The sequence below is a fragment of the Nonomuraea thailandensis genome (genome assembly GCF_024172165.1).
GTDB lineage: Bacteria > Actinomycetota > Actinomycetes > Streptosporangiales > Streptosporangiaceae > Nonomuraea > Nonomuraea thailandensis.
The window spans coordinates 6,290,528-6,307,339 of record NZ_JAMZEB010000002.1 but is presented as its reverse complement, the minus strand read 5'-3'; the positions used below and the strand labels follow the sequence as shown (position 1 = coordinate 6,307,339).

Below are 16,812 nucleotides of genomic sequence, written 5' to 3'. Positions count from 1 at the left end.
AACTATACTGCACGTCCTAATTGTTTTCATCCATTGAAATTTTGCATTCAATGAGGTTTTCTGGGAGGGAGAGCTCGGAAAGGAGCGGAACATGTCAGAACTGACCCTGCCCACCGCCCGCCAGCGCCCCCTCGACCCGCCCGACGAACTCACGGCGCTGCGACAACAGGGCGCGATCCACCGCATGACGTACGCCGACGGCCACCAGGGCTGGCTCGTGACCGGCCATGCCGCCGCCCGCGCGGTGCTGGCCAGCCCGCACTTCAGCAACCGGCCCGAGCACATGCACCCGCCGATCCCGTCCGCCCGGATGGAGCTGGCGACCAGGCCGGAGCAACTGCGCGTGCCGCCCGGGTTCTTCCTGCGCATGGACGCGCCCGAACACACGCGCTTCCGCAGGCTGCTGACCGGGCAGTTCACGGTGCGCCGGATGAAGACGCTGGAGCCCCGCATCGAGGAGATCACCGACGCCTGCCTCGACGCCATGGAGGCCGCCGGCCCGCCCGTGGACCTCGTCCAGGAGTTCGCGCTGCCGATCCCCTCGCTGGTGATCTGCGAGCTGCTCGGGGTGCCGTACGAGGAACGCGCGCAGTTCCAGGCCGACACCAAGGTCCTGGCCAGCCTGGAGGCCAAGGCGGACGACGCGATCGCGGCGCTCGGCGGCATCTCGGCCTACCTCCACGGGCTCGTCCGGCGCAAGCGCAAGGAGCCCGGCGACGACCTGCTCAGCGGGCTCGTCGAAGGCGGGGAGCTGAGCGACGAGGAGCTGACCGGGGTCGGGGTGCTGCTGCTCATCGCCGGGCACGGGACGACCGCCAACATGCTGGGGCTGGGGACGTACGCGCTGCTCACGAACCCCGGCCAGCTCGCCGCCCTGCGCGACGACCCCTCCCTGGCGGACAACGGTGTCGAGGAGCTGCTGCGCCACCTCACGATCATCCATCTGGGCCCGATCCGCTCGGCGCTGGAGGACGTCGAGATCGAGGGCGTCACGATCAGGGCCGGTGAGACCGTCACCATCCACCTGCCCACCGCCAACCGCGACTCCGCCCGCTTCCCCGACGGCGAGCGGCTCGACGTCACCCGGCCGGCCGGCGGGCACCTGACGTTCGGCCACGGCATCCACCAGTGCCTCGGCCAGCAGCTCGCCCGCGCGGAGATGCGCATCGCCTACCCTGCGCTGCTGCGCCGCTTCCCTGGCCTACGCTTGGCGGTAACACCCGAGGAGGTGCCGATGCGCTCGGACATGAGTATTTACGGAGTGCACCGCCTCCCTGTCACTTGGTAGGTCGCGATGGAAATCAAGGCAGATACGACGGTGTGCATCGGTGCGGGCATGTGCGCGCTGACGGTGCCGAAGGTGTTCGACCAGAGCGAGGACGAGGGCACGGTCCTCCTCCTGCAGGACGAGCCGCCGCAGGAGCTGGAGGAGGCCGTTCGCCGCGCCGTGACCCTCTGCCCGTCGGGGGCGATCTCGGTCTCCTGACGCGGGCCGCGTCTTGACACCGCCCTGACAGCACCCGTTCGCCGTCGCCGCATCCCTGACCGCGGCGGCGGCTCTTTCGTCTGCGCCGTCGCCGACCGGGCCGTCTCCGTCGCGTGTCGATCCTTTCACTTCATGGTCATCGAACCTATGTTCGTGGATCGGTTGACAACGGGGCGTGATCGAAATTATGTTCGACCTAGTGACGGTGGGGCTCGCGGCTCAACGTCACCAGGACCTGGTCGCGGGCCGTTCGCTTCTCCAAGCGATTCCCGCGGCCAGGTTCCCGGGCGAAGGGTGCGTCCTCGTCGTCGGCGGAGACGAGTGGGCGTGTCCTGGCCGGACGGGGAGAGGGGAAGCTCCTCGTCCGGCCTGCCCGGCGGAAATGTCGGTGGCGTCTGCGATTGTTGGCTCCATCGGCGCAGAAGCCGGACGCCGCCCACGACTCCAGAGGAGGCGCGCAAGATGGCACCACGGCCTAGAGACACGCCCGGGCCCCGGCTGTCGCCTGCGGTTCGGGCACACCTGACCGATTCACGTTCCTGCCTGGCGGAGGCGACCGGCGCTCGCACCCCGGCATCCCGATATGTGGCCGCCCACCTGGCGGCTCTGCGAGCGGCAGCGGCGATCCTCGCCGCCCACCCCCGTCCCACCGAGGGCCGTCGTCGCCGGCTGCGCAGCGCCTGGGAGCTGCTGCCCGAGGCGGAGCCCGACCTGGCCCAGTGGGCCTCCTACTTCGCGGACACCGCCGCCAAGCGCGCGGCCGCGGAGGCGGGGATGGTCCGCCGGATCAGCGCGGCGGACGCGGACGAGATCCTGGCGGAGGCGGAGACGTTCGTCTCGACCGTCGAGGGCATCCTCGGGGTCCCTAGCCAGCCGCAACTTCCGGTGGACGTGCCGCTGGCGGGCTGAGCCCCGGAGGCATGATTCCGCGGCCGTGAAGGGGCTGCGGAGGCGCGATTTCGCGCCGCCACGACGGCTCGGTGCTGCGCGGCCAGGAAGGCTTGGCCTTGCGCCGTCCCCGAGTTCGGCGCTGCACTGCCCCACGCCGGCTTGCCCGAGCCCTGCGGCCCTCGCCGCCGCCTCACGCCCTCCAGCCGACGGGACGGACCACGACGCGCCGGCCGGGCGTTCGGGCACTGCGCGGGCGGCCACTGCGGGGGCAGCCACCGCGCGGGCGGGATTCGCGTGGTGAGAACCGAGGCGGTCGCACGTGTCGCGGGTCAGGTGCTGAGCCGGCCGGATGCTGAGCCGGCCGGGCGTGGCGAGGGTGAGGCCGCGCCGGGAGCGTGCGCGTGCCGGGGCGTGCGCGTGCCGGGAGCGTATGTGCCGCGATGACGCCGGACATGCCGATGGGCTCGCCGGAGTGCGGCGAGCCCATCGGTCGGAGCGGGCGACCTGCAAAAACCACGGGTCTCGAAGCGGCCTCACGAAGCCGGAACGAGCTGCTGACGGGACCGTCTCGCGACCCGGAAACGGACTCGGGACCACAAGAGCCCCGAGACCCGGACGAACTCAGGACGTCAGAACGACTCCACGGCCCGGCGGGCCTCGGCGTCGAGGACGCCCCAGCTGATGAGCTCCTCGGTCAGCTCGCTCGGCGACTTGTCGTAGATCACGGCCAGGGAGCGCAGGTCCTCCTGGCGGATCGACAGCACCTTGCCGTTGTAGTCGCCACGCTGGCTCTGGATGGTGGCGGCGTACCGGGCCAGGGCTCCGGCCTTCTCCTTCGGCAGCGTCGCGAGCCGCTCCAGGTCGATCACAAGCTTGGGCGTCGGCCCGAGCGGGCTGGGGGCGGCTCCGCCCGGCAGCAGCTCGGAGACGGGCACCCCGTAGAAGTCGGCAAGCTCGGCAAGCTTCTGCACGGTCACCGCTCGGTCGCCACGCTCATAGGAGCCCACGACTACGGCTTTCCACCTGCCACGCGACTTCTCTTCGACTCCATGCAGGGACAGGCCCTGCTGGGTGCGGATGGCGCGGAGTCGTGCACCCAGCGACTTTGCGTACTCAGACGGCATCGTGTGGCCCCCCGGCTCTCGTATGTATCGCTCTCAGTAGATTGTGCTCCCTTGCGGCGTATGCCCGGGCCACCGGGGGGTCTGGTGCCTGGGTCGGCACCATCGGTAGCCATGGCTCTGGGTTTACCCCAGAACGCCGCGCGGTGTGGTTACGCACAGTGACGGTAAAGGGGTGGACGCCTAAGGTCAAGCTGATTGGAAAAAAGATGCCGAATCCGGTCCGGTACGGATCGCCACAATCGCCCCTCATGTCCCAGTGGCAACGATGACTTCGTCAGGTTTTGACGAGAAATTCCCGCGGTCAGGGCTCACGAGTGAGAATCATGACAGGGCAGGTCGAGGCCCGGACGATCTTCAGCGAGGTGTCCCCGAGGAAGACCCGCCTGAGTGGCCCGGTGTCGCTGGAAGCGCATATGATCATCTCGCCGGGCAGCCACGAGGTCGTCCCGAGTGCCTGGGCCACGTTGCGGCCCTCCAGCACCTCGACCTCCACGGGCAGCCCCGCGGGCTGCCCTCCGGGTCGTCGTCCCGACGGCCGCTGGCCTCGCGCCGCCGCGTGGAGGTCGGCCGCCGCCTGGTCGCGCAGGCGTACGAGCATCTCTTCCTCGATCCTCGCCCGCCTGCCACTGCTGATCACCAGGGTGACGAGCCGCAGCGGCACGCCGAGCGCCGCGGCCGTCCGCGCCGCGTCCGTGACCGCCGCGTCGCAGCCGGGGCCGCGCCGGTAGGCGACGGTGAGGCGGTCGATGGCGGCCGGCGGCCGGTCGCCGTAGCCGCGCGGGGCGAGCAGGACGGGAACGGAGGAGGAGTGCAGGAGCTGGTCAGCGGTGCTGCCCACCGAGATGCGCCCCCTGCCGCCGCCAGGGGCCGAGCCGATCACCACGACGCCGGCGCCGCGCCTGCGCGCCAGCTCCACCAGCCCGCGCCCGCTGCCCCGGTGAGTGTGCGCGACGAACTCGACGCCGCCGCCCTCAAGCCCGCCGCCTCCGGCCCCGGCGCCCCGGCCCGCCCGTCCGGCGAGTTCGGCCACCAGCTCGCGGGCCTGGGCGAGCGTCGCCTCGGCCTGCTCGCGCAGGTAGGCGCGCCAGGCGCTCTCCTCGGCCCTGGCGGGCCCCGGCGTGGAGCGGGCCGGCGGCTGCACGGTCGCCACCGTCAGGCGGGCGTGCGCCTGCCCGGCCAGCAGTACGGCCAGCGCCAGCCCGTCGCGCCCCCGCGATCCGGGGCCATAGCCGGCCAGCACCTCGTCGAGCTTCATCTCAGCGCACCTCGGCATTCAGCCGCGAATGGCCATAGCCGTACAGGAAGTAGCAGATCAGCCCCGCGAGCATCCACAGCCCGAACGCCAGCCAGGTCACCCCGGCCAGCCCCGCCATGACCACGACGCACATGATCGCGCCCAGCACGGGGGTGACGGGGAACAGCGGCGTGCGGAAGCTGCGCGGCAGCTCGGGGCTGCGGTACCGCAGCACGAGCACGCCGACGTTGACGATGGCGAAGGCGAACAGCGTGCCGATGCTGGTCGCCTCGGCGAGCTGCCCGAGCGGCACCAGCCCGGCCAGCACGGAGATGAACGCGGCCACGATGAGGGTGTTGGCGATCGGCACCTGCCGCCGGGGGTTGACCTTCTGGAAGATCCGGGGGATGAGCCCGTCGCGGGACATCGCGAACAGGATGCGCGTCTGCCCGTAGATGACGGTGAGCACGACGCTGGCGATGGCGATGACCGCGCCGAAGGAGACGATCAGGCCGGGCCAGGTGGCGCCCACGGCCAGGTCGGCGATGTACGACAGGCTCGCCTCGGTGTTGTCGGGGTCGAAGTCGGTCCACGGCATCGCGCCGACGGCGGCCAGCGCCACGAGCACGTAGACGGCCGTCACGATGGCCAGGGACAGGATGATCGCCAGCGGCAGGTCGCGCCTGGGGTTCCTGGCCTCCTCACCGGCGGTGGAGGCGGCGTCGAAGCCGATGTAGGAGAAGAAGACCTGCGAGGCCGCCGCGGTGATGCCGGCCACGCCCATGGGGGCGAACGGCGCGAGGTTCCCCGACTGGAAGGCCGTGAAGGTCACCACGCAGAAGAACAGCAGCACCGCGATCTTGATGAGCACGAAGAAGGCGTTCGCCCGGGCGCTCTCGGACGCCCCGTACAGCAGCAGCCACGTGGCCAGCAGCACGATGACGATCGCGGTGACGTTCACCACGCCGCCGTCCTGGCCGGGGGAGCGGGTGATCGCCTCGGGCAGCTCGAAGCCGAACAGCGCGCGCAGGAACGAGTTCAGGTACTCGCCCCAGCCTACGGCCACGGCCGCCACGGAGACGGCGTACTCCAGCATCAGGCACCAGCCGCAGATCCAGGCCACGAGCTCGCCCAGCGTCGCGTACGCGTAGGAGTAGGACGAGCCGGACACCGGGATCGTGCCGGCCAGCTCGGCGTACGACAGCGCGGAGAACAGCGCCGTGACCGCCGCCAGCACGAACGCCAGCACCACCGCCGGCCCCGCCTTGGGCACCGCCTGCCCGAGGATCACGAAGATCCCGGTGCCCAGCGTCGCGCCGACGCTGAAGAGCGTGAGCTGCCACAGCGACATGGTGCGCCGCAGCTCGCCGCCCTCGCCGTGACCGCCCTCGGCCACGATGCGCTCCGTGGGCTTGGTACGCAGGAGCCGCCGGGCCAGTGTCATCGGACACCCCCTACAACGTGCTCGTCAGCGGCCACCGGCCGTTGGGTGTGACGATGGTGCCCGCTGAGCCGCCGAGTATGCTCCCGGCGTCCTCCAGCCTGCCGATGGCGGCCATGTCGCCGGTCGTCTCCACGAACCGGCACACCGCCTCCACCTTCGGCCCCATCGACCCGGCGGGGAAGTCGAGCGCGCGCAGCTCGTGCGGGGTGGTGTGGCCGATCTCGCTCTGGTGCGGCGTGCCGAAGCCCCGCATGACGCGCGGCACGTCGGTCAGGCTGAGGAACGCGTCGCACTCCAGCGCCTCGGCCAGCATCGCGGTGGTGAGGTCCTTGTCGACCACGCCCTCCACGCCGGTCAGCCGGCCGCGCTCGTCGCGCACGACGGGCACCCCGCCGCCGCCCGCGCACACCACGATCACGCCCTCGCCCACCATCCGCCGGATCAGCCGCGTCTCGACGACGCGCTGCGGGGCCGGGGACGGGACGACGCGCCGCCAGTGCGGGCCGTCCTGCCGCACCGTCCAGCCGTGCTCGGCGGCCAGCTTCTCGGCCTCCTCCTGCTCGTAGACCTGGCCGACGAACTTGGACGGCTCGGCGAAGGCCGGATCGACCGCCGACACCAGCGTCTGCGTCACCATGGCCAGCACCTGCCTGCCGGGCAGCGCGTTCTGCAGGGCCTGCTGCATCCAGTAGCCGATCAGGCCCTGCGTCTGCGCGCCGAGCGCGTCGAACGGGTACGGCGCGTTCAGCCCGGGGTCGGCGGCGCTCTGCATGGCCAGCAGGCCCACCTGAGGGCCGTTGCCATGGGTGATGACCAGCTCGTGCTCGGCCGCCAGCGCGGCGAGCGCCCTGGCGGCCGCCCGTACGTTGGCGAGCTGTACGTCCGCGTCGGGCCGCTGCCCGCGCCGCAGCACCGCGTTGCCGCCCAGCGCCACGATGACCCGCATGTCAGCCTCCCAGCGTCGCGACCATGACGGCCTTGATGGTGTGCAGCCGGTTCTCGGCCTGGTCGAAGACGATCGAGCGCGGCGACTCGAAGACGCTCTCGGTCACCTCCAGCGCGTCGAGCCCGGTCTTGTCGTACAGGTCGCGCCCGGCCCGCGTCCGCGTGTTGTGCAGGGCGGGCAGGCAGTGCATGAACCGCACCGACGGGTTGCCGGTGGCCCGCACCACCACGTCGTTGACCTGGTACGGCAGCAGCAGCTTGATCCGCTCCTGCCACAGGTCGGCCGGCTCGCCCATCGACACCCACACGTCGGTGTAGAGGAAGTCCACGCCCCTGACGCCCCTGCCCAGGTCGTCGGTGACGGTGATCCTGGCCCCGGTGCCGGCGGCCAGCTTCTCGGCGGGCCCCGCCGCCGGCTCCGGATCGGGCCACAGGGCCCTCGGCGCGACCAGGCGTACGTCCATGCCCAGCATCGCCCCCGTGACCAGCAGCGAGTTCCCCATGGTGGTGCGCGCGTCGCCCAGGTAGGCGAACGACACCTCGCGCAGCGGCCGGTCGCTGTGCTCCCGCATGGTGAGCATGTCGGCCAGCGTCTGCGTGGGATGCCACTCGTCGGTCAGCCCGTTCCACACCGGCACCCCCGACAGCGCCGCCAGCTCCTCGGCGTGCTCCTGCCTGGAGCCGCGGTACTCGATGCCGTCGAACATCCGGCCCAGCACCCGCGCGGTGTCGCCGACCGGTTCCTCGTGCCCGAGCCGGGCGCCGGACGGGTCCAGGCACGTGGCGTGCGCGCCCTGGTCGCGGGCGGCCACCTCGAACGCGCAGCGCGTCCGCGTGGAGCTCTTCTCGAAGATCAGCGCGAGGTTCCTGCCGCGCAGCCGCTGCCGCTCGGCCCCGGCGCGCCTGGCGGCCTTGAGCTCCGCCGACAGCCGCAGCAGGAAGCCGAACTCCTCCTGGGTGAAGTCCAGCTCCTTGAGAAAGCTGCGGCCCCGCAGGTCCACCGCCATGTGTCGTCCCCCTAGACGGCGTCGCGCTCCAGCGGGCAGCTCATGCACCGCGGCCCCCCGCGCCCCCTGCCGAGCTCGCTGCCCCTGATCGTGATCACCTCGATGCCGTTGTCGCGCAGGTGGTTGTTGGTGGTGGTGTTGCGCTCGTAGGCCACGACCACGCCGGGCTCCAGCGCCAGCCCGTTGCAGCCGTCGTCCCACTGCTCCCGCTCGGCGGCGTAGACGTCCTGGGTGGGAGTCAGGACCTTTATGTCGGGCAGGTCGAGGGCGTGCGCGATGGCCCTGTGCATGTCCTCGGGCGGATGGTCGGTGACCTTGAGCTCCTTGGACGTCTCGCCCGGCTCGATCGTGTACGCCGGCAGCATGCCCAGGCCGGCGTACTTGGTGAACACGCCCACGTCGAGCATCGTCATCACCGTGTCCAGATGCATGAACGCCCGCGCCTTCGGCATGTCGAGCGCCACGATCCGCCGCGCGGACCCGGCGCTGAACAGCCGCTGCGCCAGCATCTCGACGGCCTGCGGCTGGGTGCGCTCGCTCATCCCGACCAGCACCGCGCCCCGCCCGATGACCAGCACGTCGCCGCCCTCCATGGTGGCGGGGGCGACAGGCTGGCCGGGCATCCAGCAGTGGTAGCCGCCCTGCCCGGGCCGGTCGAAGCCGCCGGCGAACGTCGGGTGGTACATGTAGACGGCCTCCATGTTGACCGTCTCCCGCATGCGGGCCTTCTTCTTCATCGCGTTGATGGACACGCCGTCGTAGATCCAGCACGAGGTGTCCCGCGTGAACAGGTGGTTCGGCAGCGGCGGCAGGATGAAGTCGTCCTCGCCCGTGGCGTGGAAGGTCACCGACTTGGGGTCGCAGCCCATCGCGACCAGCTCGCGCTTGGTGATGCCGCCGGTCAGGTAGACCTGCAGCGTGGCGGAGTCCATCCCGTCGAGCGTGTTGCGGACGTCGTCGATGGCGCCGGGGCCGAGCCAGCGCTCGTCGATGACCGCGTCGAGGATGTGCTTGCGGGCCTCGGGGATCTCGACGGTCTCCCTGAGCAGGTCGGCCAGCAGGTGGACACGGATGCCGCGGCCCGTCAGCACCTGCTGGAACTCCTCGTGCTCCTCGATCGCGCGCTGCACCCACAGCACGTCGTCGAAGAGGAACGCGTCCTTGCTGGTGGGGGTCAGCCGCTTCAGCGCGAGGTCGGGCCCGTGCAGCAGGACCTGCCGCAGGTGCCCGACCTCGGAATCGACATGGAACGTCATCTGTCCTGTATCCCCCTCCAGGAAGCGGAAGTCACGCCCGACCCCCGCCCCGCGCGCCGGGTAGACGTGCCCCGCGCGGGCCGCCCCGACACGGCGCGGTGCGGGAAATTACCTGATCCAGGACATCGCCCTGATCCGCGACCGTGCCGTCGCTCCCCGTACGGACGCCGGGGGAGGGTGCCCGCGTTGTACCTGGTAGCCCCTGGTACTGTGTGTCCCGACCAACACCCTTTTAAGACCCGTCCCGTGAGGCGGGAAAGGTGGTGAGCTTCGCCATGTCCGCACCCTCGGGCGATTCCAGGGCCGTCCTGGAAGCCCCGGACATCCACCGGGCGCTGACCCGGATCGCGCACGAGATCCTCGAGCGCACCAAGGGCGCCGGCGACGTCGTCCTCCTCGGCATCCCGACCCGCGGCGCCACGCTGGCCCGCCGGCTCGGCGACCGCATCGAGCAGTTCGAAGGCGTCAAGATCCCCGTCGGCTCGATCGACATCACGATGTACCGCGACGACCTGCGGCGCGGGCCCGTGCGCCCGCTCGGCCCCACCGAGCTGCCGCCCGACGGCATCGACGGCAAGGTCGTGGTGCTCGTCGACGACGTCCTCTACTCCGGCCGCACCGTGCGCGCCGCGCTCGACGCGCTCAACGACCTCGGCCGGCCCACCGCCGTGCAGCTCGCCACGCTGGTCGACCGCGGCCACCGCGAGCTGCCCATCCGCGCCGACTACGTCGGCAAGAACCTGCCGACCGCCAAGAGCGAGAAGGTCAAGGTCTACCTGCAGGAGATCGACGGCCGCGACGCCGTCCTGCTCATGAAGGAGGGCGCCAGGTGAATCGGCACCTGATCTCCGCCGGAGACCTGACCCGGGACGACGCGCTGCTCATCCTCGACACCGCCGAGGAGCTGGCGAGGGTCTCGGAACGTTCCATCAAGAAGCTGCCCACGCTGCGCGGGCGCACGGTGGTCAACCTGTTCTTCGAGGACTCCACGCGCACGCGGATCTCGTTCGAGGCGGCGGCCAAGCGGCTGTCCGCCGACGTGATCAACTTCTCCGCCAAGGGGTCGAGCGTGTCCAAGGGCGAGTCGCTCAAGGACACCGCGCTCACCCTGGAGGCGATGGGCGCCGACGCGGTCGTCATCCGCCACAGCGCCTCCGGCGCGCCGCACCGCCTGGCCAACTGGGTGCGCGGCAGCGTCGTCAACGCCGGCGACGGCACCCACGAGCACCCCACGCAGGCGCTGCTCGACGCCTTCTCCATGCGCCGCCGCCTGGGCAGCCTGGAGGGCCGCAGGGTCACCATCGTCGGCGACGTGCTGCACAGCCGGGTCGCCCGCTCCAACGTGCTGCTGCTGCACACGCTCGGCGCCGAGGTCACCCTGGTCGCGCCGCCCACGCTGCTGCCGGTCTCCATCGGCACCTGGCCGTGCGAGGTGTCCTACGACCTCGACGCGGTGCTGCCGAAGTCCGACGCGGTGATGATGCTGCGGGTGCAGAAGGAGCGGATGAACGCCGCCTACTTCCCCAGCGAGCGCGAGTACTCCCGCCGCTACGGCCTCGACAGGGACCGCTTCGCCAAGATGCCCGACGAGGCGATCGTCATGCACCCGGGGCCGATGAACCGCGGCATGGAGATCGCCGCCGAGGTGGCCGACTCGGCTCGCTCCACCATCGTCGAACAGGTCGCCAACGGCGTGACCATCCGCATGGCCGTCCTGTACCTGCTGCTCGGGGGAGAGATCGCATGATCATTCGCAACGTGAGGATCCTGGGCGCGGAGCCCGCCGACATCCGGGTCGAGGACGGCGCGATCGCCGAGATCGGGCCCGGCCTGGCGGGCGACGACACGCTCGACGGCGCGGGCGCGATCGCGCTGCCCGGCCTCGTGGACCTGCACACGCACCTGCGCGAGCCCGGCCGCGAGGACGCCGAGACCGTGCAGACCGGCACCCAGTCGGCCGCGCGCGGCGGCTACACCGCCGTGCACGCCATGGCCAACACCTCGCCCGTCGCCGACACCGCCGGCGTGGTCGAGCAGGTCTGGCGGCTGGGCCGCGAGTTCGCCCACTGCGACGTGCACCCGGTCGGCGCCGTCACCGTCGGCCTGGAGGGCAGGCAGCTCGCCGAATTGGGCGCGATGGCCGACTCGGCCGCCCGCGTGCGGGTCTTCTCCGACGACGGCAGGTGCGTGGACGACGCGGTGCTGATGCGCCGCGCCCTGGAGTACGTCAAGGCGTTCGACGGCGTCATCGCCCAGCACGCCCAGGAGCCCAGGCTCACCGCCGGCGCCCAGATGAACGAGGGCGTCATCAGCGGCAGGCTCGGCCTGACCGGCTGGCCCGCGGTCGCCGAGGAGGCGATCATCGCCCGCGACTGCCTCCTGGCCGCCCACGTCGGCTCCCGGCTGCACGTCTGCCACGTCTCCACGGCCGGCTCGGTCGAGATCCTCCGCTGGGCCAAGTCCAAGGGCTGGAACGTCACCGCCGAGGTGACCCCCCACCACCTGCTCCTCACCGACGACCTCGTGGAGGAGTCGCCGGTGGGCGCCTACAACCCGATCTACAAGGTCAACCCGCCGCTGCGCACCCGCGCGGACGTCGAGGCGCTGCGCGCCGCCCTGGCCGACGGCACGATCGACATCGTGGCCACCGACCACGCGCCCCACCCGGTCGAGGACAAGGAGACCGAGTGGTCGGCCGCGGCCATGGGCATGGTCGGCCTGGAGACCGCGCTCAGCGTGGTCCAGGAGGCCATGGTCGAGACCGGGCTGCTCGACTGGGCGGGCGTCGCCCAGCGCATGTCCGTCGTGCCCGCCCGCATCGGGCGCCTGGCCGGTCAGGGGCAGCCGCTCGAGGTGGGCGCCCCGGCCAACATCACGCTGTACGACCCGTCCGTGCGGACGAAGGTGGACCCGTCCGCCTTCGCCTCCAAGAGCCGGAACACCCCGTACGAGGGGATGACGCTGCCCGGCCGGGTAGTGGCCACGTTCCTGCGCGGCAGGCCGACCGTTCTCGAAGGGAAGCTGGTTTGAACACTGCGGTGCTCGTCCTGGAAGACGGCCGCGTCTTCCATGGCACTCCATACGGCGCCGAAGGCGAGACGTTCGGCGAAATGGTCTTCAACACCGGCATGACCGGCTACCAGGAGACCCTCACGGACCCGTCCTACCACCGGCAGATCGTCGCCATGACGGCGCCGCACATCGGCAACACCGGCGTCAACGACGAGGACCCGGAGTCCCGGCGCGTCTGGGTGGCCGGTTACGTCGTGCGCGAGCCGTCCAGGGTGGTCTCCAACTGGCGGGCCAACCGCTCGCTCGACGACTACCTCAAGGAGCAGGGCGTCGTCGGGATCGCCATCTCCGGCACCCGCGCGCTCACCCGCCACCTGCGCGAGCGCGGGGCCATGCGCGCCGGCATCTTCAGCGCGCCCGGGGCGCCGGTCGAGGAGCTCGTCGAGCGCGTGCGGCAGTCGCCCCGGATGGAGGGCGCGGACCTGGCGCGCGAGGTGGCCACGGGGGAGACGTACGTCGTGCCCGCCGTCGGCGACAAGCGCTTCACGGTCGCGGCCGTGGACCTGGGCATCAAGGGCATGACCCCGCACCGGATGGCCGAGCGCGGCTGCGAGGTGCACGTGCTGCCCGCCGGCGCCACCTACGAGCAGATCATGGCGGTCGAGCCCGACGGCGTGTTCTTCTCCAACGGGCCGGGCGACCCCGCCACCGCCGACGTGTCGGCGCTGCGAGGGGTGCTGGAGGCCAGGGTGCCGTTCTTCGGCATCTGCTTCGGCAACCAGCTCTTCGGGCGGGCCCTCGGGCTGTCCACGTACAAGCTGCGCTACGGCCACCGGGGCGTCAACCAGCCGGTGCAGGACGTGCGCACCGGGAAGGTGGAGATCTCCGCGCACAACCACGGGTTCGCGGTGGAGGCGCCGCTCGACGGGCCGTTCGAGACCCCGTACGGGCAGGCCGAGGTGAGCCACGTCAACCTCAACGACCGCTGCGTCGAAGGGCTGCGCCTGCTCGACGGCCGCGCCTTCAGCGTCCAGTACCACCCCGAGGCCGCCGCCGGCCCGCACGACGCCGCCTATCTTTTCGACGAGTTCTGCGAGGTCATGACCCGTGCCAAAGCGTGAGGACATCCAGTCGGTCCTGGTGATCGGCTCGGGGCCGATCGTGATCGGCCAGGCGTGCGAGTTCGACTACTCGGGCACCCAGGCGTGCCGCGTGCTGCGGGCCGAGGGCTTCCGCGTGATCCTGGTCAACAGCAACCCGGCGACGATCATGACGGACCCGGAGTTCGCCGACGCCACGTACGTCGAGCCGATCACCCCGGAGTTCGTCGAGAAGATCATCGCCAAGGAGCGGCCCGACGCGCTGCTGCCCACGCTGGGCGGCCAGACGGCGCTCAACACCGCCGTGGCGCTGCACGAGTCGGGCGTGCTGGACAAGTACGAGGTCGAGCTGATCGGCGCCGACTTCGACGCGATCCAGGCGGGCGAGAACCGCGAGAAGTTCAAGGACATCGTCGCCAAGGTCGCCCGCGAGCACGGCCTGAACGCCGAGTCCGCCAGGTCGGCCATCTGCCACACCATGGACGAGTGCCTGGCCGCCGCGAACGAGCTGGGCTACCCGGTCGTCGTGCGGCCCTCGTTCACCATGGGCGGCGCCGGCTCCGGCTTCGCGTACACGGAGGAGGACCTGCGCCGCATCGCCGGCGCCGGGCTCGACGCCTCCCCGACCACCGAGGTGCTCCTGGAGGAGTCGATCCTCGGCTGGAAGGAGTACGAGCTGGAGGTCATGCGCGACAAGGCCGACAACGTCGTCATCGTCTGCTCCATCGAGAACATCGACCCGATGGGCGTGCACACCGGCGACAGCGTCACCGTGGCGCCCGCGCTGACCCTGACCGACCGCGAGTACCAGAACATGCGCGACGTCGCCATCGCGGTCATCCGCGAGGTCGGCGTCGACACCGGCGGCTGCAACATCCAGTTCGCGGTGGACCCGCGCACCGGGCGCATGATCGTCATCGAGATGAACCCGCGCGTGTCGCGCTCGTCGGCGCTGGCCTCCAAGGCCACCGGCTTCCCGATCGCCAAGATCGCCGCCAAGCTGGCCATCGGCTACACCCTCGACGAGATCCCCAACGACATCACCAAGGAGACCCCGGCCTCCTTCGAGCCGACGCTCGACTACATCGTGGTGAAGGTGCCGCGCTTCGCGTTCGAGAAGTTCAGGGGCGCCGACCAGACCCTCACCACGCACATGAAGTCGGTGGGCGAGGCCATGGCCATCGGCCGCTCCTTCCCCGAGGCGCTGCAGAAGGCGCTGCGCTCGATGGAGAAGAAGGGCTCCTCCTTCACCTGGGCCGGCGACGTCGCGCCCAAGGACGAGCTGCTGACGGCCTGCCGCACCCCGCACGACGGCCGGCTGCGCACGATGCAGCAGGCCATCAGGGCCGGCGCCACGCCCGAGGAGCTGTTCGAGGCCACCAGCGTGGACCCGTGGTTCATCGACCAGCTCTTCCTGCTGCACGAGGAGGCCCAGGCGGTCGCCGCGGCCGACGACCTGACCGCCGAGGTGCTCGAGCGGGCCAAGCACCTCGGGTTCAGCGACGTGCAGATCGGCGAGATCCGCGGCATCGACGAGGCCAGGGTCCGCGACCTGCGGCACGCGCTGGGGCTGCGGCCGGTCTACAACACGGTCGACACCTGCGCCGCCGAGTTCGCCGCCAGGACGCCCTACCTCTACTCGACCTACGACGAGGAGAGCGAGGTCCCCTCCGGGGAGCGGCAGAAGGTCATCATCCTCGGCTCCGGGCCCAACCGCATCGGGCAGGGCATCGAGTTCGACTACGCGTGCGTGCACGCCTCGTTCGAGCTGTCGCGGGCCGGGTTCGAGACCGTCATGGTCAACTGCAACCCCGAGACCGTCTCCACCGACTACGACACCTCCGACCGGCTCTACTTCGAGCCGCTCACGCTGGAGGACGTCCTGGAGGTCGTGCACGCCGAGCAGCAGACGGGCCCGGTCGCGGGCGTGATCGTGCAGCTCGGCGGCCAGACGCCGCTCGGGCTCGCGCAGGCGCTCAAGGACGCGGGCGTGCCCGTGGTCGGCACCTCGCCCGAGTCCATCCACCTGGCCGAGGAGCGCGGCGCGTTCGGGCGGGTGCTGGCCGAGGCGGGGCTGCCCGCGCCCAAGCACGGCACCGCGCTGACCGTGGCCGAGGCGCTGGAGATCGCCGAGGAGATCGGCTACCCCGTGCTCGTGCGGCCCTCGTACGTGCTCGGCGGGGCCGGCATGGCCATCGTCTACGACGAGCAGACGCTCACCACGTACATGGCGGCCCAGGAGGGCGGCCACCCGGTGCTGGTGGACAAGTTCCTCGACGAGGCCATCGAGATCGACGTGGACGCCCTCTACGACGGCGAGGAGCTGTTCCTGGGCGGCGTCATGGAGCACATCGAGGAGGCCGGCATCCACTCCGGCGACTCGGCGTGCGCACTGCCGCCGATCACGCTCGGCGGCGCCGACATCAAGGCCATCCGCGCCGCCACCGAGGGCATCGCCGCCGGGGTGGGCGTGCGCGGCCTGCTGAACGTCCAGTACGCCATGCACGCCGGCATCCTGTACGTCCTGGAGGCCAACCCGCGCGCCAGCCGCACGGTGCCGTTCGTGTCCAAGGCCACCGGCACGCCGCTGGCCAAGGCGGCGGCCAGGGTGATGCTCGGCGCGTCGATCGCCTCGCTGCGCGAGGAGGGCATGCTGCCCGCCGAGGGCGACGGCGGCACGCTGCCGCTCGACGCCTCGATCGCGGTCAAGGAGGCGGTGCTGCCGTTCAACCGCTTCCGCGGCGTGGACATCGTCCTGGGGCCCGAGATGCGCTCCACGGGCGAGGTCATGGGCATCGACGAGTTCTTCGGCATCGCCTACGCCAAGTCGCAGGCGGGCGCGTACGGCCGGCTCCCGACCAAGGGACGCGCGTTCGTATCCGTGGCCAACAGGGACAAGCGTGCGATGATCTTCCCTGTGAAGGCGCTCGCGGATCTCGGGTTCGAGATCCTGGCCACCGAGGGGACCGCCGAGGTGCTGCGCCGCAACGGCGTCCATGCCAAGATCGTGCGAAAGCACAGCGAGGGGACGGGTCCCGGAGGTGAGCCCACGAGCGTGCAGGCCATTCTCGACGGCGAGGTCGACCTGATCGTCAACACGCCCTTCGGCAGCCCGGGCCAGTCGGGGCCGCGGCTCGACGGCTACGAGATCCGCACGGCCGCCGTGCTGCGCGGCATCCCGTGCATCACCACGGTCTCGGGCCTCGCGGCGGCGGCGGCCGGCATCCAGGCGATCGTGCGCGGCGACGTCGGCGTACGGTCTCTCCAGGAGCACGCACAGGCACTCCGGGGCTGACCCCGCACGGGAGGTGAA

At 71.2% G+C, this 16,812-nt stretch carries 14 protein-coding genes; 8 read left to right on the top strand and 6 right to left on the bottom strand.

Annotation, left to right across the window (positions count from 1 at the left end; genetic code table 11):
* Positions 1 to 91 precede the first annotated feature (91 nt).
* The 3 genes from HD597_RS32435 (at position 92) to HD597_RS66050 (ending at position 2,395) form a co-directional block, all read left to right on the top strand.
* Complete coding sequence (locus HD597_RS32435; RefSeq protein ID WP_253746951.1) at positions 92 to 1,288, top strand: cytochrome P450; 1,197 nt, start codon at positions 92 to 94, stop codon at positions 1,286 to 1,288.
* Between the two features lie 6 nt (positions 1,289 to 1,294).
* Positions 1,295 to 1,486 (top strand): ferredoxin, encoded by a 192-nt coding sequence (locus tag HD597_RS32430; protein WP_253746950.1) that lies wholly within the window; start codon positions 1,295 to 1,297, stop codon positions 1,484 to 1,486.
* A gap of 132 nt (positions 1,487 to 1,618) precedes the next feature.
* Positions 1,619 to 2,395: an SAV_6107 family HEPN domain-containing protein gene (locus HD597_RS66050; RefSeq protein WP_308210728.1), complete on the top strand. Its 777-nt coding sequence runs from the start codon at positions 1,619 to 1,621 to the stop codon at positions 2,393 to 2,395.
* 611 nt (positions 2,396 to 3,006) lie between these two features.
* Here HD597_RS66050 and bldD read toward each other — a convergent pair.
* The 6 genes from bldD to HD597_RS32395 form a co-directional block, all read right to left on the bottom strand.
* Positions 3,007 to 3,501 carry a transcriptional regulator BldD gene (bldD, locus tag HD597_RS32420; RefSeq protein WP_026214021.1) on the bottom strand — a complete coding sequence of 165 codons (495 nt, stop codon included), beginning with the start codon at positions 3,499 to 3,501 and terminating at the stop codon, positions 3,007 to 3,009.
* 301 nt (positions 3,502 to 3,802) lie between these two features.
* Positions 3,803 to 4,756, bottom strand: coding sequence for a universal stress protein (locus tag HD597_RS32415; protein WP_253746948.1), 954 nt, complete (start codon positions 4,754 to 4,756; stop codon positions 3,803 to 3,805).
* Between the two features lies 1 nt (position 4,757).
* Positions 4,758 to 6,179, bottom strand: coding sequence for an amino acid permease (locus HD597_RS32410; RefSeq protein WP_253746947.1), 1,422 nt, complete (start codon positions 6,177 to 6,179; stop codon positions 4,758 to 4,760).
* A gap of 10 nt (positions 6,180 to 6,189) precedes the next feature.
* Entirely contained in the window at positions 6,190 to 7,125 is a 936-nt protein-coding gene (locus tag HD597_RS32405) for a carbamate kinase (protein ID WP_253746946.1), read from the bottom strand.
* 1 nt (position 7,126) lies between these two features.
* Positions 7,127 to 8,131: an ornithine carbamoyltransferase gene (argF, locus tag HD597_RS32400; protein ID WP_253746945.1), complete on the bottom strand. Its 1,005-nt coding sequence runs from the start codon at positions 8,129 to 8,131 to the stop codon at positions 7,127 to 7,129.
* A gap of 11 nt (positions 8,132 to 8,142) precedes the next feature.
* Entirely contained in the window at positions 8,143 to 9,387 is a 1,245-nt protein-coding gene (locus tag HD597_RS32395; protein WP_253746944.1) for an arginine deiminase, read from the bottom strand.
* A 275-nt stretch (positions 9,388 to 9,662) separates the two neighbouring features.
* On the opposite strand from HD597_RS32395, the gene pyrR reads away from it, so the two are divergent.
* The 5 genes from pyrR to carB are packed head-to-tail and all read left to right on the top strand — an operon-like array spanning position 9,663 to position 16,794.
* Positions 9,663 to 10,220 carry a bifunctional pyr operon transcriptional regulator/uracil phosphoribosyltransferase PyrR gene (pyrR, locus tag HD597_RS32390; RefSeq protein ID WP_253746943.1) on the top strand — a complete coding sequence of 186 codons (558 nt, stop codon included), beginning with the start codon at positions 9,663 to 9,665 and terminating at the stop codon, positions 10,218 to 10,220.
* Positions 10,217 to 11,134 (top strand): aspartate carbamoyltransferase catalytic subunit, encoded by a 918-nt coding sequence (locus HD597_RS32385; protein WP_253746942.1) that lies wholly within the window; start codon positions 10,217 to 10,219, stop codon positions 11,132 to 11,134. The genes pyrR and HD597_RS32385 overlap by 4 nt, the downstream gene beginning before the upstream one ends.
* Complete coding sequence (locus HD597_RS32380) at positions 11,131 to 12,417, top strand: dihydroorotase (RefSeq protein WP_253746941.1); 1,287 nt, start codon at positions 11,131 to 11,133, stop codon at positions 12,415 to 12,417. Before HD597_RS32385 ends, HD597_RS32380 begins: the two co-directional genes overlap by 4 nt.
* On the top strand, positions 12,414 to 13,520 hold the full coding sequence (carA, locus tag HD597_RS32375; RefSeq protein WP_253746940.1) for a glutamine-hydrolyzing carbamoyl-phosphate synthase small subunit: 1,107 nt from the start codon (positions 12,414 to 12,416) through the stop codon (positions 13,518 to 13,520). The genes HD597_RS32380 and carA overlap by 4 nt, the downstream gene beginning before the upstream one ends.
* Complete coding sequence (gene carB, locus HD597_RS32370; protein ID WP_253746939.1) at positions 13,507 to 16,794, top strand: carbamoyl-phosphate synthase large subunit; 3,288 nt, start codon at positions 13,507 to 13,509, stop codon at positions 16,792 to 16,794. The genes carA and carB overlap by 14 nt, the downstream gene beginning before the upstream one ends.
* Positions 16,795 to 16,812: the final 18 nt, after the last annotated feature.